Raw genomic sequence first — 22,896 nt, 5'->3', positions numbered from 1 at the left:
GGCTGACGTCTAACGGCCACTACTGATCAGGAGTTACACGATGAACGTTCGTCTGCTGGGTTTGGCCGTCGCTTTTGGTTTGGCTCTTCCTGTGGCTGCTCAGGCGCAGATGCTTCAGCCGGGCTTGTGGGAATTGACCTCGAGTAACATGAAGGTCGATGACCAGAACCTGCCGGACCTGCAATTGATCCTTGGCCAGATACAGAGCCAGATCACCCCTGAACAGCGGGCGCAGCTGGAGAAACAGGGCATCACGATGGGCGGCAAGGGGATTCGCGCTTGCCTGACGCCGGAGCAAGTGAAGAGCGACAACATCCCGCTGACGGACCCGCAATCGGGCTGCAAACAGGAAATCACCGAGCGCACCGGCAACCAGTGGAAATTCCGCTTCAGCTGCCCGAAAGCGCAAGGGGCGGGTGTGGCGACTTTCTTGAGCGATCGTGAGTTCACCACCAAGGTGAATGGCACTTTCAACGCTACCGGCATTCAGCAAAAGGGTAGCCTTGATACTCGCGCGGTCTGGTTGGGGCAGGATTGCGGGACTGTTAAGCCGAGAGCTTAAACACGTCGCTCCCACAGGAATGATGCACACACTGTGGGAGCGAGCCTGCTCGCGAGGCGTCTATTCACACACCCGCAATCCCTGTTGATCGCAGCCAACTGCACACCGCATCAACCGCCATCCTGCCAAAATCCTCCCCGGTGTGACTGCGCACACTGACAAACCCGCCTTCTTTTTCTTTCTCCCCGATCACGACCAGATACGGCACTTGCTGACTATGCTCGCGAATCTTGTGGCGGACTTTCTCGTTGCGCAAATCGGCACGAGCCCGCACGCCACTCCGACGCAACGCTTCAGTCACCGATTGTGCGTATTCCGCCTGACGATCATCCATGCTGATGATCATCACGTGCGGCGGCGCCCGCCAGTTGTCCAGTTCCTCCTGGCAGGACCAACAGGTGCCATAGACCCGCTGTGGTGATGTACCGCTGATGTGATCAAGGGCGAAGGCCTGCAACACTCGGGTTGCGGGAACATGCGGACCCGTCGACACACACTCGAAGTCTCCCAGAAGGTAGGACGATAACTGTTTGGTATGCGTCGCGCGGCGACGGATCGAATGATTGGTAGCCGCCAATGTCTTCATTCGCGCTTCGATGCTGGCAAGGTCGACCAGGTTCAAATGCTGCTCTAACTCGAACTCATGAAAGAAGCCGTCACCCAACGCCGCTCCCGTCTGCAAATGCGCTTTTGGATAAAGCTGTTTCACGGCCATCCCCAACACCAAGGCGCAGGACCGGCGAAGGATCTCCAGCCCGTCTGGCTCTTGCGGCGTGACGATGTTGACCCGGGCATCCGCTCCGATCATGAATTCACAATCGACCAGAACACCATCAACCCGCCCGGCGACAGCTGCCTTGGCCAGACCGGGACCGATGCTCGCGGCGAACTCGTACACCGACAACGGTTGGTCGTATTCACGCAATGAACCATCGCTCAGGGTGATTTGAATCATGTCGGTGCTCTCGAGTGCTAGCGCATAAACCGTAGTGGTAAACCCTGACAGTTGTCATTAAGACATTTGTCTCGCCATGCGATTTGTCCGGACACCAGCGTGGTGCTGACGCTGTGGCGAAAGCGTCGTCGGGCAAAGGGCGTCCAGCCGCATTGAGACAGAATTGGCTGCTGGGAGACGGCAATGCCGTCAGGCTCGGGTTTGATCAGCACCAGGTCTGCCCAATAACCTTCGCGCAAATAGCCTCGGTCGGGAATAGCAAACAGATCAGCAACACGGTGACTGGTCTTGGCCACGAGCACAGTGATCGGCAACACCTTGTCCGCCACCAACTCCAGCAACGCGGGGAGGGCGTGCTGCACCAGCGGTAGACCGGAGGGCGACTGACCGTAGGCGCGTTGCTTTTCGGCCCAGGTGTGCGGCGCATGATCGCTGCCGATGACGTCCAGTCGATGGCTCAGCAAGGCGTTGCGCAAGGCATCGCGGTCAGCCTGAGTCTTGATCGCCGGGTTGCATTTGATCTGGTTGCCAAGGTCTGCGTAATCGCGATCATCGAAGAGCAAGTGGTGCAGGCAGACTTCGGCGCTGATGTGTTTCTGCGACAGCGGTTTGTCTTCGAACAACGCCAGTTCGCGTGCAGTGGTCAGGTGCAGAACGTGAAGTCGCGTGCCGTGGCGCCTGGCCAGATCCACCGCCATTGAGGACGAGCGAAAGCAGGCCTCGGCATTGCGGATTACCGGGTGCGCGGCGGCGGGAATGTGTTCGCCAAACAGCGTTCGCAGATTTGCAGCGTTGGCGTCGATGCTGGGCGTGTGTTCGCAATGGGCCAACAGAATCGTCGGCACCTCGGCGAACAGCCGCTCGAGAACCCTCGGATCGTCCACCAGCATGTTGCCGGTGGACGCACCCATGAACACTTTTACCCCGGCCACTTCGCAAGGATTGAGTGCGGCGACGGTGTCGAGGTTGTCGTTGCTCACGCCGAAGTGAAAGCCGTAGTTGGCCACCGAATTGATAGCTGCTCGACGCTTCTTGTCGGCAAGTGCTCCCAGACTCAATGTCGGTGGATTGGTGTTGGGCATGTCCATGAAACTGGTGATACCCCCGGCCACCGCAGCTCGGGATTCGGTGTAGAAACTGCCTTTGTCAGGCGATCCTGGATCGCGGAAGTGCACCTGGTCATCGATCATTCCGGGCAACAGCCACTGGCCGTCAGCGTCGATTTCCACAGTCGCATTTTCACCGTCGATGCTAGCGGCGATCTTGACGATGCGGCCATGGCTGACCAGCAGATCACCGTCAGATTCACGACCTTCATTCACCAGTCGGGCATTGCGAATCAGCACGCTGCTCATAAGTCAGAACTCGTTTTGCAGGGCTTTGTAGCCACGCACCAGATCGACATTGGTGCGCGCCACATCCTCGGAAAATTCCGAGGCGCTGACGCTGACTGGCGGGAACTGCGACAGGTCGGTGTTGGGGCCGATGCGAGTAGTGGAGGGCACATAGAAATCCGTGGGCAAGTCGCGGCCGTCGACCACCGAGTTGTGCCGCACCACGCAGCCATCACCCACCGAGCAATTGAACAGCACGCTGTTGAAGCCGATAAACACCCGGTCGCCCACCGTGCACGGACCATGAACGATCGAACGGTGAGCAATCGAACTGAACTCGCCGATGGTGACCGCTGCTCCAGACTTGGAGTGAATCACCACGCCATCCTGGATGTTCGAATTGGCGCCAATGGTGATCGGCTCCATCGTGCCGGAATCGTCTACTTCATCGGCGCGGATCACGGCGTAGGGGCCGACGAAAACGTTCTCGCCGATCACCACTTTGCCGCAGATGATCGCGGTTTTATCCACATACGCAGATTCGGCAATCAGCGGTAAATCGCCTGAAGGGTTCTTGCGGATCATGGTTTGCTCAACGCCTCGTACAGGGTGTTGAGGTTGTACTCGAACAGCCCGGCGAAAGTGCTGGCTGGACCGCTTGCGGAGAGCGCATCGGAGTACAAGGTGCCGCCAATGTGCGCACCGCTTTCATCGGCGATCTGCTTGAGCAGCCGTGCGTCCTTGATGTTTTCCATGAACACCGCTTTGACGTTGGCCTGACGAATCTGGGTGATCAACGCAGCGACTTCGGCGGCCGACGGCTCGCGCTCGGTGGACAGGCCTTGTGGCGCCATGAAGTCGATGCCATAGGCCTGACCGAGATAACCGAAAGCATCATGGGATGTCACGATCTTGCGGTTGCCCGGTGGCAGCGAACCGAGCTTGGCTTTGGCTTCGGCGAGTAGCGCGTAGATCTGTTTCAGGTAGGCCTGGCTGTTGCGTTTATAGTCGGCTTTGTTCGCTGGGTCGGCGGCGATCAACGCCTTGGTAATGTTGCTGATATACAGCTCGGTGTTCGCCAGATTGTGCCAGGCGTGAGGGTCGGGAACGGTTTCGCCGTCTTCATCCAGCGAGCGTGGAATGACACCGTGGCTCGCGCTGATGACGGGAGCTTTGGTCTCGGTGCTGCTGACCAGGCGGTCCAGCCATGGCTCGAAACCCAGGCCGTTTTTGATGATCAGGCTGGCTTTCAGTAGCGCCTTGGCGTCGTCCGGTGTCGGCTCGTACGTGTGGGCATCGGTATCGGGGCCAACCATGTTGGTGATCTGGATATGCTCGCCGCCGACTTGATGAGTCATGTCGGCGAGGATGCTGAAGCTGGTGACCACCTGCAGTTTTTCCGCAGCGGACAGTGACATCGACAGCATCAAACTGAACAGCATGAGTAAAGCGCGCATCGGGCAACACCTCATTGGGATGTGAGCAAAGGCGGGCGGCGCAGCAAACCGTGCACCGGTCCGAACACCACGGACAGCAGATACAGACCGCCAGCCACCAGGACGATGGCCGGGCCGCTGGGCAGTGAGTAGTAGAACGACAGCAACAATCCGAGCCAGACCGAGAGGCAGCCGAGCAGGGCGGAGATGCCCATCAACATGGGCAAGCGACGGCTCCAGAAGCGTGAAGCGGCGGCGGGCAGCATCATCAGGCCGACGACCATCAGCGCGCCGATGGCCTGAAAACCAATCACCAGGTTCAGCACCACCAGCGTCAGAAACACGCCATGGGCCAACGGACCGAGCCGGCTGACGGTTTGCAGGAAGAGTGGGTCGAGGGTGTCCAGCAACAACGGTTTGTAGATAAGCACCATGGCGATCAGGCTGAATCCTGAGACCCATAACATGCCGGTCAACGTGGGCCCGTCGACCGCCAGCGCCGAGCCAAACAACAGGTGCAGCAGGTCCAGACGTTTGCCCGCGATGCCGAGGATCAGCACACCGCTGGCGAGGGAAATCGGGTAGATCGCCGCGAGGCTCGCGTCTTCTCGCAGCCCGGTGCGGCGAGTGATCCACGCGGCGAGACCGGCCATGCTCAGGCCGGCGCCGAGACCGCCGAGCGTCAGCGCTGGCAGACTCAGTCCGGCAAACCAGAAGCCAAGCGCAGCGCCGGGCAGGATGCCGTGGGCGACGGCATCGCCGATCAGGCTCATGCGCCGCAGAATCAGAAATACCCCGAGCGGTGCCGTGCTGCATGCCAGCACCAATCCACCGAGCAGCGCCCGGCGCATGAACACGAACTCGTGGAAGGGTTGCCAAAGTTGAGTGGCAGCGAGCATCAGGCCACCTGCGTTTGGGGTTGTTGGCGGATCAGGTCGACGCTTGGGCCGAGGACGCAACCGCTACTTTTGATCAGCAGCGTTTGAGGAATGTGTTGGCGAACAGCGGCCAGGTCGTGACACACGACCACCAGGGTTCGGCCTTCAGCGTGCCAGGCGTGGAGGTGTTTCCACAGCAGTGACTGACCGAGTTCATCGAGGGCGGCGTGGGGTTCGTCGAGTAACAGCAAGGGGGCTTCTGCGAGGCTTAAACGAGCGAGCAGGGCACGCTGCAATTCGCCGCCGGAGAGGGCCATCAACGGGCGCTGTTCCAGACCGGTCAGGCACCATTTTTCCAGCGCGGCCTTGAGACGTTGGCTCCGGACTTCGGGTGTTTGTCTGCTGCCCCAGAAACCGGCGGCCACCAACTCTTGCAAGCTGATCGGAAATTGCCGGTCGAGGTGTTGTTGCTGAGGGAGGAATGAGAGTGAGCCTTTGCGGGGAACGTCAAGGGTCACTTTGCCTGTCAGTGGTTTTTGCAGGCCGGCGATGACTTTCAGCAAACTGCTTTTTCCCGAACCGTTGGCACCGATGACCGCTGTCAGGCTGCCCTTGGCCAATTCGAAATCCAGCGTAGGTGTGAGCGGTTGTCCGGGTGCTCCCCAGCTCAAAGCCTTGCAGCGAATCATGCGGCCTCCCAGTTCCATCGACTTTCGGCGACGGCGTCGTGGGCGTGAAGGCTTTCTGCGTGGACGACTTTCAGGTGGAAGGCGTTGATGCCGGGAGAGCGTTTCAACGCCAGATTCAAGCGTCGAACAGCATCTTCGCAGAACATCAGGTTCTGCCCATTGGCCAGGGCGAAGGCTTGTTCGTCGGCGCGCTTCACGGCGGTTTGCACGGCGGTGCCGAGGGCGGCTTCGGCATCGTTGATCAATGCGATCAGTGGCAGGTCATCCAGATAGTCGTCAAGACGAAGCTTTAGCTGCGCGTTGCTGCGTTGGCTATGAGGCGTCGCAACGATGCCTTTTGTGGAGCCAAGCCAGGCTAAAACATCGGCGTGTTGCAGTGACTTGTTGGCGAAGTCATCGATGAATTGCTGTTGAATCAACTGCCGTGACAGCGCGGCTGAACAGGGACAGGTTGAGGAATAAGGGATGTCGATTTTTAGTTCCACGTGGAACATCGCGTTTTTCAAACGCGCTTCGATGCTAACCGGATAGTTCTTCCACCCGGACAACGGACTGATAAGCGCCGGCCGTTTGAGCAGTAAATCAGCGTGAATGTTCAGGTAGGCGCTATTGGATAGACCTTCGTGCGAGTCTAAAAATCGCTGCAAGACACACCGCAACAGGGCTGGCGTCAGGCTTTCCTGCTCGAGCATTTCCAGCGCCAGGTACAGTCGCGACATATGAATGCCCCGGGCCTCTCCATCGTCGAGGCTGACGCCCGCGTCGGCCTTTGCACTCAATCGTTGGCCATCGAACAAAATGGGAAGAGCAATGCCGCACATGCCCACCCATTCAAGTGGCAGGGCTTGGCGTGAGGCCTGCGCGGCGATATCCGGCAGAGTCAACGCATTCATGAGCAGGTCCATCGTGGAAGTCGGATCGACATGTTATGTTATTACATTAAAATCGACTATGCCTTTTTTCACGAGCGGCTTTCACCATGCACAGACGTCAATTGCTCAACCTGATCCTGGCCAGCGCGGCCTTTGCATTGCCCTTCAGTGTTGGCGCCACGCAAATTCGCAACGCGCGGCTTTGGCGTTCGGATGACAAATTGCGCCTGGTGTTCGATCTGAGCGGGCCGGTTCGCTACAAGACCTTTTCCCTGAGTGCACCCGAGCGGTTGATCATCGATCTGAGCGGGGCCAACCTCAGTGGTGACTTCAGTCAATTGGCCCTCGGCAATACGGTCATTCGTTCGATCCGCTCCGGGCATTTTGGTCAGGGTGATACGCGGATCGTCCTCGATCTCAATGCTCCGGTGCAGCTCAACAGCTTCCTGTTGCCGCCGCAGGATGGACAAGGCCATCGACTGGTGCTCGATCTGAAGTCAGCCGCGCCGCTACACATCGCAGCTGCGACCGAGGTAGCCGTCGACAAAGCTCACCCCAAGCGGGACATCATCGTGGTGGTCGACCCCGGCCATGGCGGCAAAGATCCCGGCGCCGTCGGTGCCAAGGGTGAGCGCGAGAAAGACGTGGTGCTGGCCATCGCACAACTGTTGGCCAAACGGCTGAAGCGCGAGAAAGGCTTCGACGTAAAGCTGGTGCGCAACGACGACGTCTTCGTCCCGCTGCGCAAGCGCGTGGAGATTGCCCGCAAGCACAACGCCGACATGTTCATCTCGGTGCATGCCGATGCAGCACCGCGTCTTACTGCTTCTGGCGCCTCGGTGTATTGCTTGTCCGAGGGCGGAGCGACGTCGGCCACGGCGCGCTTCATGGCGCAGCGAGAGAACGGCGCGGACCTGTTGGGTGCCACCCGTCTGCTCAATCTCAAGGACAAGGACCCGATGCTTGCCGGGGTGATTCTCGACATGTCGATGAACGCCACCCTCGCCGCGAGTTTGCAGTTGGGCAACACCGTGCTCGGCAGTCTGGCGGGCATTACCACGCTGCATCAAAAGCGTGTGGAGCAGGCGGGATTTGCTGTGCTGAAGTCACCGGACGTGCCGTCGATCCTGGTGGAAACAGGCTTCATTTCCAACGCTCGCGACAGTCAGCGGCTGGTCACGGCGCGGCATCAGCAGGCCGTGGCTGACGGCTTGTTCGAAGGATTACAGCGTTACTTTCAGAAGAATCCGCCGGTCAACAGCTACGTCGCCTGGCAACAGGCACAGCAAAAAGCGCAGGCCTAGCAGCCAGTAATCCGGCTGCAGGTGAACCTGGCGCTGCTGCCGCCGGAGCTGGAAAACCGATTGATGGTGGTCCAGCCGACCCGACGGTTATAGCCCACCCAGGCTTCGCCGTCGGAAGCGATCCCGGTGAAGAATGTCAGTTGCCCGTAGCGACTGTTGGTTTGCGCCCAATAGCGCTTGCTGGCCCGTTCGAAGCCGCGCAAGTAGATCGTGCTGCCGACAGTGTTGACGCTGTAAGCGTTACCGTCGGCATCCACGCAGGCCAGCAGGTTGGCGCTGCGAGTGCATGTTGCAAGACTCGGGACTTGCGCCCAGGTGTCTACGGCGAGCAGCAGCGAAAAGCTCATCAGCGTTAATTTCAGGGCAATGCGCATGGGATTTCTCACAGGACGAACGGGCTCCAGCATCCTGTCCTTTGTCACGGTCGGCAAGAGGGGAGTGGTTTAATTGCATTGTTATACTGTAACATTTAGCTAAGCCCGACGCTGCGACCGGGCATCTAATGTGAGGACTACCTGATGCCCAATCGTCTCCCCGTGACTGTCCTGTCGGGCTTTCTCGGCGCCGGAAAAAGCACGCTGCTCAACTATGTGCTGCGTAACCGCGAAGGCCTGCGAGTCGCGGTGATCGTCAACGATATGAGCGAGATCAACATTGATGGCAGCGAAGTTCAGCGTGACGTCACCCTGAACCGCGCCGAAGAAAAACTCGTGGAAATGAGCAACGGCTGCATCTGCTGCACCTTGCGTGAAGACCTGCTTGAAGAGGTCGGCAAACTCGCCAGGGATGGCCGCTTCGATTACTTGCTGATCGAATCCACCGGCATCTCCGAGCCGCTGCCCGTGGCGGAAACTTTCACTTTCCGTGACGAAGAAGGGCAAAGCCTGGCCGACATCGCACGGCTCGACACCATGGTCACCGTGGTCGACGGCATGAACTTCCTGCTCGACTATCAGGCCGCCGAAAGCCTCGCTTCTCGTGGCGAAACCCTCGGCGAGGAAGACGAACGCTCGATCACTGATCTGTTGATCGAGCAGATCGAATTCGCCGACGTGATCCTGATCAGCAAGATCGACCTGATCAGCAGTCGCGAGCGTCAGGAGCTGATCGCGATCCTCGAGCGATTGAATGCGCAAACCGAGATCATCCCGATGGTCATGGGTGAGATCCCCCTGCAGAAAATCCTCAATACCGGTCGTTTCGACTTCGAAAAAGCGGCGCAGGCACCGGGCTGGTTGCAGGAGCTGCGCGGCGAGCACGTGCCGGAAACCGAGGAGTACGGCATCGCTTCCACGGCCTATCGAGCACGCAGACCCTTTCACCCGCAACGCTTTTTCAGCTTCATCGACCGGCCATGGGTGAACGGAAAACTGCTGCGCTCCAAAGGGTTTTTCTGGCTGGCGAGCAAGCCGATGGACGCGGGCAGCTGGTCCCAGGCGGGCGGTTTGATGCGCCATGGTTTTGCCGGACGCTGGTGGCGTTTCGTGCCGAAAGACCAATGGCCGCAGGACGAAGAAAGCACCGCCGCAATCATGGAAAACTGGACCGCCGCCACCGGTGATTGCCGCCAGGAACTGGTGTTCATCGGCCAGAACATCGATTTCACTCGACTCACCGCAGAGCTGGACGATTGCCTGCTGACCGATGAAGAAATGGTCTCCGGCGTCGAGGGTTGGCGATTGCTGCCTGATCCGTTCGGACCCTGGCATGAAGAGGAAGCGGCGTGATGTTGGCACCGACCTTGAAGCCTCGGCCGGCCATGTCTCAGGTTCAGGGCGAGACGCCGCAAGCGCTCGCCGGGATTCTCGATGATGGCGTAAACCTCGCCGTCTGGCAGCGCCAACTCCCGGTACACATCGCCGATTTTGGCAGCCTGCTGCTGTCCTTGAACGAGCCAATGGCCGAGTCGTTGTCGCTGGAAATCGCCAACGAAGACACTGAACCCAACCTCCGCGGATTGGCCTCGGGCTTGCGCGATCTCGAGGGCTATGAAGGCTTTATCGCCGACGTTTCCTGGCTGGTCAGTGCATTCGCCTGTCTGTTGGGGGCCCAGCGTATCGGCGTACGTCTGCGGGTTTTGGACAAAGCCATGTGCCCGCGCTTTCACGTCGATCATGTGCCGGTGCGCTTGATTACCACGTATGCGGGTGTTGGCAGTCAGTGGCTGAAAGAAGGGGGGATGGATCGTCGCCAGTTGAGCCAACCCGAAGCCGAACCTACGGACAACTCGCTGATCCAGCAAATCGGCAGCGGCGCCGTCGCCTTGCTCAAGGGCGAGAAATGGCACGGCAACGAAGGCTTTGGCTTGATTCACCGCTCGCCGCAGCTCGCGCCGGGCGAGCGTCGTTTGATCCTGACCCTCGATTGGCTGGGTTAGCGGCTCATGGCTTGAGCCAGTTGCCCTGGCTCTGGCCTTCGCAAAACGGCTTCAGGTACGCCGCGTCGGTGGCCACGCCGTAATAGTGAATATCCTGCCGGTAAGGCATATTGGCGACTTGAGCGTTGCTGCACACGCCGAATGCGCCGCCGGGGCATTGGTCGACGTATTGAACCTCGACTTTCTGGCCAGGAAGGTTCGGCTGACAGAAGCCATCGGCGAAGAGTTTTTCCGGGATGTTTCGGTTCTGCTGACAGACTTTCACGTCCAGTCGCTCAGCCGTGCTATGTACCACACAAGCCTGGGCCAGTGCTTCGCCGGAAACCAGGGCCAAGAGCAACGTCCAGCCGATCAACCGCATCGTTTACCTCCTCAGAAAACACCGACCATGTTGCAGAACATTCCCACCCACGTCATTGCCGGCCCATTGGGCGCAGGCAAGACCAGTTTGATCAAGCACCTGCTGGCCCAGCGGCCGGCGAACGAGCGTTGGGCGGTGCTAATCAACGAGTTCGGCCAGATTGGCATCGATGCTGCGTTGCTGACCCGGGACGCCGATGGTATCGCACTGGGTGAGGTGGCCGGGGGCTGTTTGTGTTGCGTCAATGGTGCGCCGTTTCAGATCGGCCTCGGGCGTTTACTGCGCAAGGCGCGGCCGGATCGGTTGTTTATCGAGCCGTCAGGGCTCGGCCATCCTGCGCAGTTGCTCAGACAGTTGAATGAGGCGCCTTGGGTCGGCGTGCTGGCGGTTCAGCCCTGCGTGATGGTGCTGGATGCCCAAGCGCTCGCCGCTGGCCAACCGCTTCCTGTGACGCAGCAGGAGGCGTTGAGTGGCGCAGGGTTGTTGCTGTTGAACAAGTCTGAACATCTCGGGGAGGCTGATCGGCAGCAGGTTGTCGCGCACTTGCCATCACGTCCCTTGTACTGGACGCAGCAGGCCATCCTTCCTTTGAAAGCGTTACCCGGCCTTGAGGTGCAGGCTGTGGCGGGTGTGGATAACTTCATCGCACCCAATGGAGTCGCGCAGTTGCCGGCCGTCTGGACAGATCCCGCGTTACCGATTTGCCTGAGTCAGGAACAGGACGGCGGCTGGAGCATCGGCTGGCGCTGGCATCCGAGCCAGAGGTTCGATTCAGCGCGAATTGGCCGGTGGCTGGAAAGCCTTGGCTGGCGGCGAGCGAAGCTGGTTATCCACAGCGCCGACGGGTGGGTTTCGGCGAATGCACTGGATAACTCGGCGTTGGAGTGGCAGCCCAGCGAATGGCGCCGCGATTCACGGATTGAGCTGATATTCAGCGAGCCGCAGAATGTTGAGTGGCTGCAAAGAGATTTGGCAGGCTGTCGTTCGAATTAAAGATCAAAAGATCGCAGGCTGCGATCTTTTGATTTATGGACGCCATTTGGTGTGTTCTTGCCGCCACTGACTAAGCTCAATCACTTCTGCCCGCGGCTTCACCACGTCGACCACCGGAGGCGTGTCGTCGAAGGGCATCGGGTAGGGGGCCAGTTCGATCTGCGCGCTGTGGGCGCCGAACTGGGTGATGGTGCCGTTATGGCGGGTTTCGCCGGTCACCGTGAATTCGAAGTTATACACACGGGCCAGACGTCGCCGACCATTGGCATCCTTGATGAATGCAATTTTTTTCAGCGCCACGTTGCCATCCAGCAACTCGATCCCGAGATTGCTGCAATGCTGCTTGACCCGCTCCAGCGCGCGCTCGCGCAAGCCATGGTTGTGCCATAGCCACGCGCCAGCGGTGGCGAGCAGCATCAGCACGAAGATATTTCCGAGGGTCAGCATCAACAGGGTGCTCCAACAAGATAGTGCCAGCTTAACTGCGTCGCCGGTCTGTCGTACAGGCTGCGTTTAGTCGCATACTGCGCGGCTCGAATTTCAATCGTTTTACGGAACTCACCGCATGAAACGTACGCCCCATCTGCTCGCCATCCAGTCCCACGTGGTGTTCGGCCACGCTGGCAACAGCGCCGCGGTTTTCCCGATGCAGCGGGTCGGGGTGAATGTCTGGCCGCTCAACACCGTGCAGTTCTCCAACCACACTCAGTACGGGCAGTGGGCGGGCGAGGTGCTGTCGCCACACCAGATTCCCGAATTGGTCGAAGGCATTGCGGCGATCGGAGAGTTGGGCAATTGCGATGCCGTATTGTCCGGTTACCTCGGCAGTGCGGCCCAGGGCCGGGCGATTCTGACGGGCGTGGCGCGGATCAAATCGATGAATCCAAAGGCGCTGTATCTGTGTGACCCGGTAATGGGCCATCCGGAGAAAGGCTGCAGCGTGCCGGCAGAAGTCAGCGATTTCCTGCTGGAAGAAGCCGCTGCCGTGGCGGACTTCATGTGCCCGAACCAGCTGGAGCTGGACAGCTTCTCAGGGCGCAAGCCGCAGTCGCTGTTCGATTGCCTGGCCATGGCGCGCGCGTTGCTGGCGCGCGGCCCGAAAGCGGTGCTGGTCAAGCATCTGGCCTATCCCGGCAAACCGGAGGATGCGTTTGAAATGTTGCTGGTGACGAGCGAAGGAAGCTGGCACCTGCGACGTCCGATGCTGGCGTTTCCGCGTCAGCCGGTGGGCGTTGGCGACCTGACTTCCGGGCTGTTTCTGGCGCGTGTGCTGCTGGGCGATAGCCTGGTGGCGGCGTTCGAGTTTGCGGCATCGGCGGTGCATGAGGTGCTGCTGGAAACCCAGGCGTGCGCCAGCTATGAACTGGAGTTGGTGCGGGCTCAGGACCGGATTGCGCATCCGCGGGTGCGGTTTGAAGCGACGGCGATCAGTCTCTGAGTTCGACGTTGAACCCATTCGCAAGCAAGCCCGCCCCCACATCGGATCTTTGTCGGACACAAACTTTGTGTTCAATGAAGAATGAGTGCATGGAGCGGGCTTGCTCGCGAAAGCTGTCTGAAGAACACCCTGAAACTGTCTGGCCAGCTCAGGCGTCGCCCTTGATCTCCTGATAGCGCTTTTCCAGTTCCTGACGAATCTGACGACGCTGCTGGGCCTGCATGAAACGGCGTTTGTCCTCGCTGTTCTGCGGTTGCAACGGCGGGACGGCAGCCGGTTTGCGATCGTCGTCCACCGCCACCATGGTGAAGAAACAGCTGTTGGTGTGACGCACCGAGCGTTCGCGGATGTTTTCGGTCACCACCTTGATGCCCACCTCCATGGAGGTGTTGCCGGTGTAATTGACCGAAGCCAGAAAGGTCACCAGTTCGCCGACATGAATCGGCTCGCGAAAAATCACCTGATCCACCGACAGGGTCACCACGTAGCGGCCGGCATAACGGCTGGCGCAGGCGTAGGCGACTTCGTCGAGGTACTTGAGCAACGTGCCGCCGTGGACATTGCCAGAGAAGTTGGCCATGTCGGGGGTCATCAATACCGTCATCGACAGCTGGGCGTTTCCGGGTTCCATAGCGTTCTCACGGTTCAAGGCAGGTTTCGGAGGAGTGCACCTCTGTGGGTGCCTGGTCGGTTTTTTCAAACCACAGTTATCGGGACGCCGGGCGGGTGGTCGTCGTCACGCCGGATCGATCTGTTTCCATATATTGCACCGCCTTTCTGCCGGAAGTCGCGGTGTTACCCTTCAAAAAGCCCACCCCAAGGGCAATTCCTACGCGGAAAGCGGATTTTTACTCTGCTCGATCAGACCTTTCCCGCGTCTGGCGCGTGAGCAATGTCACTCAAGGAGCCCCACACCATGCATGCCATCAGTTTTATTCAGGATCTGGCAGTGATCATGTTGGTCGCGGGTGTGGTGACCGTGCTGTTCCATCGCTTCAAGCAACCGGTGGTGCTTGGCTATATCGTCGCCGGCTTCATCATCGGCCCGCACACGCCACCGTTCGGTTTGATCCACGACGAAGAAACGATCAAGACCCTCGCCGAACTCGGGGTGATCTTCCTGATGTTCTGCCTGGGCCTGGAGTTCAGCCTGCGCAAACTGTTCAAGGTCGGCGCCACGGCGTTTATCGCGGCGTTCCTGGAAATCGTGCTGATGATCTGGATCGGCTACGAAATCGGTCGATGGTTCGACTGGAACACCATGGACTCGCTGTTCCTCGGCGCGATCCTGGCGATCTCCTCGACCACCATCATCGTCAAGGCACTCAATGACCTGAAGATGAAGAACGAGCGCTTCGCGCAGTTGATCTTCGGTGTGTTGATTGTCGAGGACATCCTTGGCATCGGCATCATTGCCTTGCTGTCGAGCATCGCGGTCAGCGGCACGGTCAGTTCCGGCGAAGTGTTTTCCACGGTCGGCAAGCTGTCGTTGTTCATGATCGTCGCGCTGGTCATCGGGATTTTGCTGGTGCCACGGCTGCTGGCCTACGTGGCCAAATTCGAAAGCAACGAGATGCTGTTGATCACCGTGCTGGGCCTGTGTTTCGGCTTCTGTCTGCTGGTGGTCAAGCTCGAATACAGCATGGTGCTCGGCGCGTTCCTGATCGGCGCGATCATGGCTGAATCCCGGCAGTTGCTGAAGATTGAACGCTTGATCGAGCCGGTTCGTGACCTGTTCAGTGCGATCTTCTTTGTGGCCATCGGGCTGATGCTCGATCCGATGATATTGCTGCAGTACGCGTGGCCGATTGCGGTAATAACCGTGGCCGTCGTACTCGGCAAGATGTTGTCCTGCGGTCTCGGCGCCTTTATCGCCGGTAATGACGGACGCACCTCACTGCGCGTGGGAATGGGGCTTTCACAGATTGGCGAATTTTCTTTCATCATTGCGGCGTTGGGCATGACCCTGCAGGTCACCAGCAACTTCCTCTATCCGGTCGCCGTGGCGGTGTCGGTGATTACGACGCTGCTGACGCCTTATCTGATCCGTGCCGCTGATCCGCTGTCGATCAAACTGGCTGGCGTGATGCCGCAGCGGCTGGGTCGCGTGCTGGGGATGTACGGCGAATGGCTGCGCAGCATCCAGCCACAAGGCGAGGGCGCGCTACTGGCGTCGATGATTAGGCGGATTCTGTTACAGGTGGGCGTCAATCTGGCGCTGGTGATTGCGATCTTCTTCTCGGGTGCTTATTTCGCCGAGCGAATGTCGGCTTACCTGCAAGACTGGATCAGCGACCCCAGCTGGCAGAAAGCATTGATCTGGGGCGGGGCGTTGCTGTTGTCGCTGCCGTTCCTGATCGCCGCCTATCGCAAGCTCAAGGCGCTGTCGATGCTGTTGGCGGAGATGGGCGTGAAACCGGAGATGGCCGGCCGCCACACGCAGCGAGTGCGTCGGGTGATCGCCGAAGTGATCCCGATCCTCTCGCTGCTGGTGATCTTCCTGCTGTTGGCAGCCTTGTCGGCCAGTATTCTGCCGACCAACAAGTTGCTGGTACTGATTGTCGTGGTCGCGGCCGCCGTGGCAGCGCTGCTCTGGCGCTGGTTCATCCGCGTGCACACGCGGATGCAGGTGGCCTTGCTGGAAACCCTGGACAACCACAAGGAATCGTCCGGGCATTGACCACGCGGTGCGTCAGACGGCTCAGCTTTCCAGCCAGACGTCCCGCGCCCAGTGCCACACCGATTCCCAGGTCTCTTCGGCGATCAGTTCTTCCTCGGCCAGCCACAACACTACGGTGCCGTCTTCTTCGACCAGGTAGTAGTTGTCGCCGTCCTGGCAGATCGGAATCATGCTGCGATCAACGCCGGCATCCCAGGCGTTGGCGGCAACGTCCGGCAGGTAGGTGTGGGATTGCGGGTCGGTGACGGTCACCGGCTCCAGGCTGCCGTAGACCACGTCGCTGACGGTCAGCAGAAATTCTCTGAAGACAAACGGGATGTCGATGAACAGTTGTTCTTCGATTTCGACCAGCAGATCTTCGTCGGGCAACTCCAAGGGGACCGGTACCGGTTCGTTGGCTTCACGCAGTTGTTCGATGATTTCTTCCACGTCCGGGATCCTCTTGCTTGATGGCGCGGTTCAGTTGGGGCGGTTTATACAGTAGCTCGCTATAGATGCAACCGCGAAATAGAAAACCCCGGCCGAGGCCGGGGTTTTGTTGCGACACATTTAACGCGGGTCGGTTCAACCGTTCTGGCGGATACCGGCGACCAGCCAAGGCTGGTTTTCGCCCTGCGGACGTTCCATGTTCCAGCTTTCGCTGAACACTTCGCCCTGGTCGAAACGCGAGGTCTTCGACACACCGCTGAAGGTCAGGGTGGCGATGGTCTTGTCGGCACGATCGTCGACGCCGTCCAGTTGTACATTGAGGTTATCAATGTAGGTGGACTGGAAACCTTCACCCAGGTCGGCACGTTCGCGCTTGAGGAACTCGAGCAGTTGCGGGGTCACGAACTCGGCGATCTTGTCCATTTCATTGGCGTCCCAGTGTTGCTGCAGGGACTGGAAGTGGTTGCGGGCCGCTTCAATGAAGTTCTTTTCATTGAACCAGGCTGGCGCATTGATGACCGGACGAGCGGCAACCGGAGCGGCCGAACCACCGAAGATCGAACCCATGCCAGCAGGCTTCTGCTCGAACACTTCACGTTGCATCGGCGCGCCGGCTGGCGCCAGGTGCTCCTGCTGCTTGCGACGACGAGCGGCGATGAAACGGAAGACCAGGAAGGCGATGACCGCCATGATCAGGATGTCGAAGATCTGCATGCCCTGGAAGCCGCCGCCCATGAACATGGAGGCCAGCAGGCCACCGGCAGCGATGCCGGCCAGAGGGCCGAGCCAGCGCGAAGCACCGCCGGCCTTGGCGGCAGCGCCAGCGGCACCCGCCGCGCCCGCAGTGGCTGCAGCGCCACCTGCAGCTGAAGAAGGAGCCATTTGGCTGGTCTGGTGAGTCGGCGCAGCGCCGGAGCTCTTGCCGCCACCAAAGCGCTTGGCGTTGGCGTCGAGGCTCATCGTCAGGCCGATGCACAACGCCATGGCGATGCTAAGAAAACGTTTCATAAAGGGAATTCCCATTTGTGGAAGGCACGCGCGCCATGTTGCACAGCTGAAGTGTTACTGGCTAGCGGCAGAGTGTTTCGGGCTTTTGCCTGACAGGTTGCGTTCAGCTTCAGTCAGCGCAATAAGGCCAGTTAACTTTGGTCTGTAGGATTCGGGATTTAGTTCGGTAGCAATGGCCTCTGTAGGCGCGAGCTCGCGCCTACAGAAAGCCGTACAGGAGCGTCAGATCGCTTCCAGCTTGGCGTAACCGAGCATCAGCCACTTGCTGCCTTCGCTGAAGTTCACCTGCACCCGCGCCTGAGCCCCGGCGCCTTCGAAGTTCAGGATCACGCCATCGCCAAACACCGAATGCCGGACAGCCTGGCCGAGACTGAACCCGGTGTCGGGAATCTCGCTGCCGCCAAACAGGCTGCTGGAACTCTGCTGCTGACCACCGCCAAACGGACGGCTGACACTGTTGGAAAGCCGTACTTCCTGGATCAGGCCTTTCGGCACTTCACGTACGAAACGCGACACCTTGTTGTAGGTCTCACTACCATACAGGCGTCGGGTTTCCGCGTAGGTCATCACCAGGTTCTGCATGGCGCGGGTGATACCGACATAAGCCAGGCGCCGTTCCTCTTCAAGACGGCCAGGCTCTTCCAGGCTCATCTTGTGCGGGAATAGACCCTCTTCCATGCCCACCAGGAACACGTAGGGAAATTCCAGGCCTTTGGCGCTGTGCAGGGTCATCAACTGAATGCTGTCTTCGTGCTCGTCGGCCTGAGTATCGCCAGCTTCCAGCGACGCGTGACCGAGGAATGCCGCCAGTGGCGTCAGGTCTTCATCCTCTTCCGAGTTTTCGAAGTTGCGCGCAGCGCTGACCAATTCCTCAAGGTTTTCTACCCGGGCTTGTCCTTTCTCGCCTTTTTCCGCTTCGTGATAGGCAATCAGTCCAGACTGCTCGATGACGGTCTGGGTCATCAGGTGCAGTGGCATTTCCGTGCACTTGGCGGCGAGGTTCTCGATCAGCTCGATAAACGCGCCAAGTGCACCGGCGGCACGGCCGGTCAGTCCTTTATTCGCGACCAGCAGGCGCATCGCTTCCCACATCGACACATCGCTGTGGCGCGCATGGTCCCGAATCGCTTCAACGGTTTTCTCACCGATGCCACGGGCCGGAACGTTGATCACCCGCTCCAGCGCTGCATCGTTGCCACGGCCTTCCAGCAAACGCAGGTAAGCCATGGCGTTTTTGATTTCTGCCCGCTCGAAGAAGCGCTGACCGCCATAGATGCGGTACGGAATGCGCTCGCGCAGCAAGGCTTCTTCCAAAACGCGCGATTGGGCGTTGGAGCGGTACAAAATCGCGATATCGCTGCGAGCCAGGCCGGTTTTCAGCGCGCTTTCGATGGTTTCCACCACGTAGCGTGCCTCGTCGTGTTCGTTGAACGCGGCGTACAGGTTGATGGCTTCGCCTTCGCCGCCATCGGTCCACAGCTCTTTGCCCATGCGCCCGGTGTTGTTGGCGATCAGGGCGTTGGCGGCTTTGAGGATGCCGGCAGTGGAGCGGTAGTTCTGCTCCAGGCGGATGGTCTCGGCGTCCGGGAAGTCGTCGGAGTACTGGTAGATGTTCTCGATTTTCGCGCCGCGCCAGCCGTAGATCGACTGATCGTCGTCGCCGACCACCATCAGGCTGTCGCCGCCCTTGGCCAGTAGACGCAACCAGGCGTACTGCACGGCGTTGGTGTCCTGGAACTCGTCCACCAGAATGTGCCGGAAGCGCTTCTGATAGTGCGCCAGCAGGCCAGGGTGATCGCGCCACAGATCAAGGGCACGCAGCAGCAGTTCGGAGAAGTCGATGACACCGGCGCGCAGGCACGCGGCTTCATAAGCTTCATAAATGCTGCGCATGGTCGCCAGGAACAGATCGCCGCTGGCTTGAATGTGTTGCGGGCGCAGGCCTTCGTCTTTCTGCCCGTTGATGAACCACTGGGCCTGACGGGCTGGCCAGCGTTGCTCGTCCAGGCCCAGCTCGCGGATCACCCGCTTGACCAGTCGTTGCTGGTCGTCGCTGTCGAGAATCTGGAAGGTCTGGCTCAGGCCGGCCTCCTGCCAGTGCGCCCGCAGCAAGCGGTGCGCCAGGCCGTGGAAGGTGCCAACCCACATGCCGGCCGGGTTGATACCCATCAGTTGCTCGATGCGATGACGCATCTCGGCAGCGGCCTTGTTGGTAAAGGTCACCGACAGGATTGAGTGGGGCGAGGCGTTCTCGACCTGGATCAACCAGGCGATACGGTGCACCAGCACTCGGGTTTTACCGGAACCAGCACCGGCCAGGACCAACTGACGACCCACGGAGGCAGCTACGGCCTGGCGTTGGGCATCGTTGAGGGAGTTCAGCAGAAGGGAGAGATCATCGCGCATCGGGGCATTCTAGGGGGCCAGGTCACACCGGGCAAACCCCGCTTTGCTTTAGCCGATGAAAGATACGCGCAAGACGACCGGTCGGTCACTGGCTGCAAGCGCTGGCGGGGCTCGCTTCCAGCGTTTTCAGGGGGCAAAAGGGGTCCGGGCTTTCGTAAAAATTATGATCTGGAGCAGTTTGGTAAGGGCATTGGCTTGTGTATGCTCCGTTCACGTTTCGGGCTCATGCTCATCATTATAAGAACAAGAACATTGCCTATGACCCTCAGCTCCGACCTGTCGGGCCCTTCCGTGGAGCCCCGGGTTATCCGCAAACAGTACGCCATGGAAATGGCGGTCGAGCGCACGCGCCTGCTTTACCAGGGCTCGCTGCTGCCGACGCTGTTCATGCTGATCAATGGCCTGGTGTGCGCGGGATTACTCTGGAGTCCGCGGCGCTACTTTCTGGTCAGCATCTGGCTGATATGGTTGTTGTCGCTGGTAGCATTGCGGGTGATCCAGGTCGCGGCCTTCGATTCCGCCATCCCCAATCGCCAGGCGCATCCGGTCTGGCGACGCATGTTTTTGCTGGGTTCGGCCATGACCGGCCTGACCCTGGCCGGCGCCGGCATTGCGCTGGTGCCGGCCGACAATTTCATCCAGCAAGCCTGGGTGTTCGGCCTGATCGGCGCGGCAGCCCTCTCGGCCAGCGTGGCCTACGCGGTCAGTCTGCCGGCGTTTCTATCCTTTACCTTGCCCTGTCTGTTGCCCGCCATCGCCTATCTGTTCTGGGGCGGCGACACGCAAGAGCAGGGCTGGGGCTGGTTCGGGCTGATTTTGCTGGGGGCGTTGAGCGTGGTCGCCTGGCAGGTCAATCGGCTGATTGACCGCGGGTTGTTGCGCCGCTTCCAGAATCAGGCACTGATCGAACACTTGCAGCAGGCTCAGAGCCGTAGCGACCAGCTGAACCACGATCTGGCTAAAGAAATCGATCAGCGCCGTCGTGCCGAAGACGAGTTGCGAGAAATTCAGATCGGGCTGGAAAGCCGCGTCGCCCAGCGCAGCCTGGAGCTGGATGCGGCCAATCAGGCCTTGAGCAAAAGCGAGGCGCGCCTGGCACTGGCGTTGAAGGCCAGTGAGCTGGGGCTATGGGACTGGAACCTGCAGACCGACGAAGTCCATCACACCCATATTCAGGAATTGTTCGGCCTGGAGCCGGAATTCGTGACGGCCATGCTGCGGCACCTCAAGCCGCGCCTGCATCCCGAGGATTTACCGTCGCTGAAGCGCGCGCTGGTCGAGCATCTGAAGGGGCGTAGCGAGGACTATCAGATTGAGTACCGCGTGCGCCATGGCGATGGTCATTGGGTCTGGATCGAGGACCGCGGTCGAGCGGTTGAGCGCAGCGAAAGCGGCCGGGTGCTCCGCATGGTCGGCACCCGGCGCGACATCAGTGCCAGCAAGAGCCAGGAAGCGCAACAGCAATTGGCGGCGACGGTGTTCGAGGCGGCCAGTGAAGGCATCATGATTTTCGATCCGAATTACGCACTCATCGCGGTCAATCAAGCGTTCAGCCGCTTAACGGGTTATGACATCGACGACATGCTCGGGCGCAATGTGGTGGAGTTGCCGTGCAGTCGCGACGCCCGCCGCCACTATGGGGCGATTCATCAGGCCCTGGAGCAGCACGGCAGTTGGCAGGGCGAACTGGTGGAAACCCGCAAGAACGGCGAGCTGTATCCGCAATGGCTGCAATTGAACGCCGTGCGCGATATGCGGGGAAATGTCAGCCATATCGTCGGTTTCTTCGCCGATCTATCGGCGCGGCGCGAATCCGAGGAGCGCATGCGCTACCTGACCCACTACGACGAACTGACCGGCCTGGCCAATCGTTCGTTGTTCCGCGAACGGTTGCGTGAAGCCCATCAGCGCGTGCGCCAGGGCGGGCGCAGTCTGGCGTTGTTGCACATCAACCTGGACCGTTTCAAGTTACTCAACGACAGCCTGGGTCATGAAATTGCCGACCAGTTGTTGCAGAAGATGGCTCGACGGCTGGTCAATGCTTTGCCGGAAGCAGACACCATTGCGCGATTGTCCGGCGATGAGTTCGCGGTGTTGTTCGATGCTTACGGCAGCCTCTCAAGCCTGGCGCGAGTGGCGACGCGACTGTCGTCCAAATTGCGTGTGCCGGTGACCGTTGAAGGGCATGAGTTGGTCGTCAGTGCCTCCATGGGCATCAGCATGTTGCCGGACAACGCCCGGGAAATCTCTGCGCTGGTGAGCCAGTCGAACATGGCCATGCAACATGCCAAACACCTGGGCGGCAACAATTTCCAGTTCTACACCGATAGCCTGCAAGCCAGCACGCTCGAGCGCTTGCAGCTGGAAAACCAGTTGCGTAAAGCCATCGAAGAGAAACAGCTGAAGGTGTTTTATCAACCCAAGCTTTGCCTCGCCACGGGCCGGCTGAATGCGGCCGAGGCCTTGGTGCGCTGGGATCATCCGACCATGGGCAGCGTGCCGCCAGGAGATTTTATCGGCCTGGCCGAGGAGACCGGCCTGATCGGCCCGATCGGCGAGTTTGTGTTGCGCCAGGCATGCTGGCAGGCCTGCGAATGGCAGCGTCAGGGGCTGGAACCGATTCGGGTGTCGGTCAATTTGTCGGTGCATCAGTTGCGGCAGGGCAAGCTGGTCAGCCTGGTGCGTCAGGTCTTGGAGGAAACCGGCCTGGCGCCGCACTACCTCGAACTGGAACTCACGGAAAGCCAGTTGCTGGACAGCGTCGAACATATCATCGCTACCTTCCAGCAGTTGCGTGATCTTGGGGTGAAACTGGCCATCGACGATTTTGGCACCGGGTATTCATCCCTGAGCTACCTCAAGCGTATTCCGGTGGATTACGTGAAGATCGATCAGGCGTTTATCCGCGGTCTGGGGGAGGGCAGTGTGGATGCCGCGATCACCCGGGCGATCATTGCGATGGCTCACGGGTTGTCGTTGAAGGTAGTCGCCGAAGGTGTGGAGCGGCCGGAGCAGCTTGAATTCTTGAAGGCTGAGCGTTGTGATGAAGTGCAGGGGTATCTGATCAGTCGCCCGATAGAAGCGGGTGGGTTGGCGGACCTGCTGCGCGCGCAATCCGTCGACTGAAAATACGCCGCTCAATCCAACCTTCCCGCCACGCAAAGTGACGGGAAG

22 protein-coding genes are annotated in these 22,896 nt (G+C 59.8%); 8 read left to right on the top strand and 14 right to left on the bottom strand.

What is annotated here, in order from left to right:
• The first annotated feature begins 40 nt into the window (after positions 1-40).
• Entirely contained in the window at positions 41-562 is a 522-nt protein-coding gene (locus ACM1ZW_RS08745; protein ID WP_017341609.1) for a DUF3617 domain-containing protein, read from the top strand.
• 64 nt (positions 563-626) lie between these two features.
• Here the strand turns inward: ACM1ZW_RS08745 and ACM1ZW_RS08740 are convergent, their stop codons facing one another.
• The 7 genes from ACM1ZW_RS08740 to folE2 are packed head-to-tail and all read right to left on the bottom strand — an operon-like array spanning position 627 to position 6,747.
• Positions 627-1,517, bottom strand: a complete 891-nt coding sequence (locus tag ACM1ZW_RS08740; protein WP_017341608.1) for a His/Gly/Thr/Pro-type tRNA ligase C-terminal domain-containing protein — start codon at positions 1,515-1,517, stop codon at positions 627-629.
• Positions 1,518-1,534: 17 nt separating this feature from the next.
• On the bottom strand, positions 1,535-2,872 hold the full coding sequence (locus ACM1ZW_RS08735; RefSeq protein WP_017341607.1) for a dihydroorotase: 1,338 nt from the start codon (positions 2,870-2,872) through the stop codon (positions 1,535-1,537).
• Between the two features lie 3 nt (positions 2,873-2,875).
• Positions 2,876-3,436, bottom strand: coding sequence for a DapH/DapD/GlmU-related protein (locus ACM1ZW_RS08730; RefSeq protein ID WP_414884809.1), 561 nt, complete (start codon positions 3,434-3,436; stop codon positions 2,876-2,878).
• A complete protein-coding gene (locus tag ACM1ZW_RS08725) occupies positions 3,433-4,308 on the bottom strand; it encodes a metal ABC transporter substrate-binding protein (protein WP_017341605.1) in 876 nt (291 codons plus the stop codon). Before ACM1ZW_RS08725 ends, ACM1ZW_RS08730 begins: the two co-directional genes overlap by 4 nt.
• Positions 4,309-4,319: 11 nt before the next feature.
• Positions 4,320-5,186: a metal ABC transporter permease gene (locus ACM1ZW_RS08720; RefSeq protein WP_017341604.1), complete on the bottom strand. Its 867-nt coding sequence runs from the start codon at positions 5,184-5,186 to the stop codon at positions 4,320-4,322.
• Positions 5,186-5,854, bottom strand: coding sequence for a metal ABC transporter ATP-binding protein (locus ACM1ZW_RS08715; RefSeq protein WP_416740419.1), 669 nt, complete (start codon positions 5,852-5,854; stop codon positions 5,186-5,188). The genes ACM1ZW_RS08720 and ACM1ZW_RS08715 overlap by 1 nt, the downstream gene beginning before the upstream one ends.
• A complete protein-coding gene (gene folE2 / locus ACM1ZW_RS08710) occupies positions 5,851-6,747 on the bottom strand; it encodes a GTP cyclohydrolase FolE2 (RefSeq protein WP_416740418.1) in 897 nt (298 codons plus the stop codon). The genes ACM1ZW_RS08715 and folE2 overlap by 4 nt, the downstream gene beginning before the upstream one ends.
• Positions 6,748-6,833: 86 nt before the next feature.
• Here folE2 and ACM1ZW_RS08705 point away from each other — a divergent pair, with 86 nt between their 5' ends.
• A complete protein-coding gene (locus ACM1ZW_RS08705) occupies positions 6,834-8,030 on the top strand; it encodes an N-acetylmuramoyl-L-alanine amidase (protein WP_416740417.1) in 1,197 nt (398 codons plus the stop codon).
• Here ACM1ZW_RS08705 and ACM1ZW_RS08700 read toward each other — a convergent pair.
• On the bottom strand, positions 8,027-8,404 hold the full coding sequence (locus ACM1ZW_RS08700) for a glutamine synthetase (protein WP_414880346.1): 378 nt from the start codon (positions 8,402-8,404) through the stop codon (positions 8,027-8,029). The genes ACM1ZW_RS08705 and ACM1ZW_RS08700 overlap by 4 nt on opposite strands.
• A gap of 144 nt (positions 8,405-8,548) precedes the next feature.
• Here ACM1ZW_RS08700 and zigA point away from each other — a divergent pair, with 144 nt between their 5' ends.
• Both zigA and ACM1ZW_RS08690 read left to right on the top strand, forming a co-directional pair.
• Positions 8,549-9,757, top strand: coding sequence for a zinc metallochaperone GTPase ZigA (gene zigA / locus ACM1ZW_RS08695; RefSeq protein ID WP_416740416.1), 1,209 nt, complete (start codon positions 8,549-8,551; stop codon positions 9,755-9,757).
• A complete protein-coding gene (locus ACM1ZW_RS08690) occupies positions 9,757-10,407 on the top strand; it encodes a DUF1826 domain-containing protein (protein WP_416740415.1) in 651 nt (216 codons plus the stop codon). Before zigA ends, ACM1ZW_RS08690 begins: the two co-directional genes overlap by 1 nt.
• Positions 10,408-10,411: 4 nt before the next feature.
• Here the strand turns inward: ACM1ZW_RS08690 and ACM1ZW_RS08685 are convergent, their stop codons facing one another.
• Positions 10,412-10,768, bottom strand: coding sequence for an NADH:ubiquinone oxidoreductase (locus ACM1ZW_RS08685; RefSeq protein WP_414880347.1), 357 nt, complete (start codon positions 10,766-10,768; stop codon positions 10,412-10,414).
• 27 nt (positions 10,769-10,795) lie between these two features.
• Here ACM1ZW_RS08685 and ACM1ZW_RS08680 point away from each other — a divergent pair, with 27 nt between their 5' ends.
• On the top strand, positions 10,796-11,761 hold the full coding sequence (locus ACM1ZW_RS08680) for a CobW family GTP-binding protein (protein WP_416740414.1): 966 nt from the start codon (positions 10,796-10,798) through the stop codon (positions 11,759-11,761).
• Between the two features lie 33 nt (positions 11,762-11,794).
• On the opposite strand, the gene ACM1ZW_RS08675 is transcribed toward ACM1ZW_RS08680, so the two are convergent.
• A complete protein-coding gene (locus tag ACM1ZW_RS08675) occupies positions 11,795-12,208 on the bottom strand; it encodes a DUF3301 domain-containing protein (RefSeq protein ID WP_017341595.1) in 414 nt (137 codons plus the stop codon).
• A gap of 118 nt (positions 12,209-12,326) precedes the next feature.
• On the opposite strand from ACM1ZW_RS08675, the gene pdxY reads away from it, so the two are divergent.
• Complete coding sequence (gene pdxY, locus ACM1ZW_RS08670) at positions 12,327-13,199, top strand: pyridoxal kinase PdxY (protein WP_017341594.1); 873 nt, start codon at positions 12,327-12,329, stop codon at positions 13,197-13,199.
• A gap of 148 nt (positions 13,200-13,347) precedes the next feature.
• On the opposite strand, the gene ACM1ZW_RS08665 is transcribed toward pdxY, so the two are convergent.
• Positions 13,348-13,830 (bottom strand): acyl-CoA thioesterase, encoded by a 483-nt coding sequence (locus ACM1ZW_RS08665; protein WP_010465381.1) that lies wholly within the window; start codon positions 13,828-13,830, stop codon positions 13,348-13,350.
• Positions 13,831-14,115: 285 nt separating this feature from the next.
• On the opposite strand from ACM1ZW_RS08665, the gene ACM1ZW_RS08660 reads away from it, so the two are divergent.
• The gene (locus ACM1ZW_RS08660) at positions 14,116-15,879 is read left to right on the top strand and encodes a cation:proton antiporter (protein WP_414880350.1); all 1,764 of its coding nucleotides are present in this window, start codon (positions 14,116-14,118) and stop codon (positions 15,877-15,879) included.
• Positions 15,880-15,900: 21 nt separating this feature from the next.
• Here the strand turns inward: ACM1ZW_RS08660 and ACM1ZW_RS08655 are convergent, their stop codons facing one another.
• The 3 genes from ACM1ZW_RS08655 to uvrD all read right to left on the bottom strand — a co-directional run bounded on the left by ACM1ZW_RS08655 (position 15,901) and on the right by uvrD (position 19,722).
• Entirely contained in the window at positions 15,901-16,308 is a 408-nt protein-coding gene (locus ACM1ZW_RS08655; RefSeq protein WP_017341592.1) for an SMI1/KNR4 family protein, read from the bottom strand.
• A 135-nt stretch (positions 16,309-16,443) separates the two neighbouring features.
• Positions 16,444-17,316, bottom strand: a complete 873-nt coding sequence (locus ACM1ZW_RS08650; RefSeq protein WP_017341591.1) for a Tim44 domain-containing protein — start codon at positions 17,314-17,316, stop codon at positions 16,444-16,446.
• A 222-nt stretch (positions 17,317-17,538) separates the two neighbouring features.
• The gene (gene uvrD / locus ACM1ZW_RS08645) at positions 17,539-19,722 is read right to left on the bottom strand and encodes a DNA helicase II (protein WP_017341590.1); all 2,184 of its coding nucleotides are present in this window, start codon (positions 19,720-19,722) and stop codon (positions 17,539-17,541) included.
• 258 nt (positions 19,723-19,980) lie between these two features.
• On the opposite strand from uvrD, the gene ACM1ZW_RS08640 reads away from it, so the two are divergent.
• Complete coding sequence (locus tag ACM1ZW_RS08640) at positions 19,981-22,848, top strand: EAL domain-containing protein (RefSeq protein WP_031319185.1); 2,868 nt, start codon at positions 19,981-19,983, stop codon at positions 22,846-22,848.
• The last annotated feature ends 48 nt before the right edge of the window (positions 22,849-22,896 follow it).

The organism is Pseudomonas sp. NFX71, from assembly GCF_048079215.1.
In the GTDB taxonomy this organism is placed as follows: domain Bacteria; phylum Pseudomonadota; class Gammaproteobacteria; order Pseudomonadales; family Pseudomonadaceae; genus Aquipseudomonas; species Aquipseudomonas fluorescens_B.
Note: the sequence above shows the minus strand (reverse complement) of the source record. Positions and strands in the feature narration are given on the sequence as shown.

What these genes read in the sequence shown, in the direction of transcription:
- ACM1ZW_RS08680 (WP_416740414.1), top strand. Translation starts at nt 10,796, where the DNA reads ATGTTGCAGAACATTCCCACCCACGTCATTGCCGGCCCATTGGGCGCA.
- ACM1ZW_RS08700 (WP_414880346.1), bottom strand. Translation starts at nt 8,404, where the DNA reads ATGCGCATTGCCCTGAAATTAACGCTGATGAGCTTTTCGCTGCTGCTC.
- ACM1ZW_RS08650 (WP_017341591.1), bottom strand. Translation starts at nt 17,316, where the DNA reads ATGAAACGTTTTCTTAGCATCGCCATGGCGTTGTGCATCGGCCTGACG.
- ACM1ZW_RS08705 (WP_416740417.1), top strand. Translation starts at nt 6,834, where the DNA reads ATGCACAGACGTCAATTGCTCAACCTGATCCTGGCCAGCGCGGCCTTT.
- ACM1ZW_RS08740 (WP_017341608.1), bottom strand. Translation starts at nt 1,517, where the DNA reads ATGATTCAAATCACCCTGAGCGATGGTTCATTGCGTGAATACGACCAA.
- ACM1ZW_RS08640 (WP_031319185.1), top strand. Translation starts at nt 19,981, where the DNA reads ATGACCCTCAGCTCCGACCTGTCGGGCCCTTCCGTGGAGCCCCGGGTT.
- ACM1ZW_RS08725 (WP_017341605.1), bottom strand. Translation starts at nt 4,308, where the DNA reads ATGCGCGCTTTACTCATGCTGTTCAGTTTGATGCTGTCGATGTCACTG.
- ACM1ZW_RS08665 (WP_010465381.1), bottom strand. Translation starts at nt 13,830, where the DNA reads ATGGAACCCGGAAACGCCCAGCTGTCGATGACGGTATTGATGACCCCC.
- ACM1ZW_RS08735 (WP_017341607.1), bottom strand. Translation starts at nt 2,872, where the DNA reads ATGAGCAGCGTGCTGATTCGCAATGCCCGACTGGTGAATGAAGGTCGT.
- ACM1ZW_RS08715 (WP_416740419.1), bottom strand. Translation starts at nt 5,854, where the DNA reads ATGATTCGCTGCAAGGCTTTGAGCTGGGGAGCACCCGGACAACCGCTC.
- uvrD (WP_017341590.1), bottom strand. Translation starts at nt 19,722, where the DNA reads ATGCGCGATGATCTCTCCCTTCTGCTGAACTCCCTCAACGATGCCCAA.
- ACM1ZW_RS08690 (WP_416740415.1), top strand. Translation starts at nt 9,757, where the DNA reads ATGTTGGCACCGACCTTGAAGCCTCGGCCGGCCATGTCTCAGGTTCAG.
- ACM1ZW_RS08685 (WP_414880347.1), bottom strand. Translation starts at nt 10,768, where the DNA reads ATGCGGTTGATCGGCTGGACGTTGCTCTTGGCCCTGGTTTCCGGCGAA.
- zigA (WP_416740416.1), top strand. Translation starts at nt 8,549, where the DNA reads ATGCCCAATCGTCTCCCCGTGACTGTCCTGTCGGGCTTTCTCGGCGCC.
- ACM1ZW_RS08745 (WP_017341609.1), top strand. Translation starts at nt 41, where the DNA reads ATGAACGTTCGTCTGCTGGGTTTGGCCGTCGCTTTTGGTTTGGCTCTT.
- folE2 (WP_416740418.1), bottom strand. Translation starts at nt 6,747, where the DNA reads ATGAATGCGTTGACTCTGCCGGATATCGCCGCGCAGGCCTCACGCCAA.
- ACM1ZW_RS08730 (WP_414884809.1), bottom strand. Translation starts at nt 3,436, where the DNA reads ATGATCCGCAAGAACCCTTCAGGCGATTTACCGCTGATTGCCGAATCT.
- ACM1ZW_RS08720 (WP_017341604.1), bottom strand. Translation starts at nt 5,186, where the DNA reads ATGCTCGCTGCCACTCAACTTTGGCAACCCTTCCACGAGTTCGTGTTC.
- ACM1ZW_RS08675 (WP_017341595.1), bottom strand. Translation starts at nt 12,208, where the DNA reads ATGCTGACCCTCGGAAATATCTTCGTGCTGATGCTGCTCGCCACCGCT.
- pdxY (WP_017341594.1), top strand. Translation starts at nt 12,327, where the DNA reads ATGAAACGTACGCCCCATCTGCTCGCCATCCAGTCCCACGTGGTGTTC.
- ACM1ZW_RS08660 (WP_414880350.1), top strand. Translation starts at nt 14,116, where the DNA reads ATGCATGCCATCAGTTTTATTCAGGATCTGGCAGTGATCATGTTGGTC.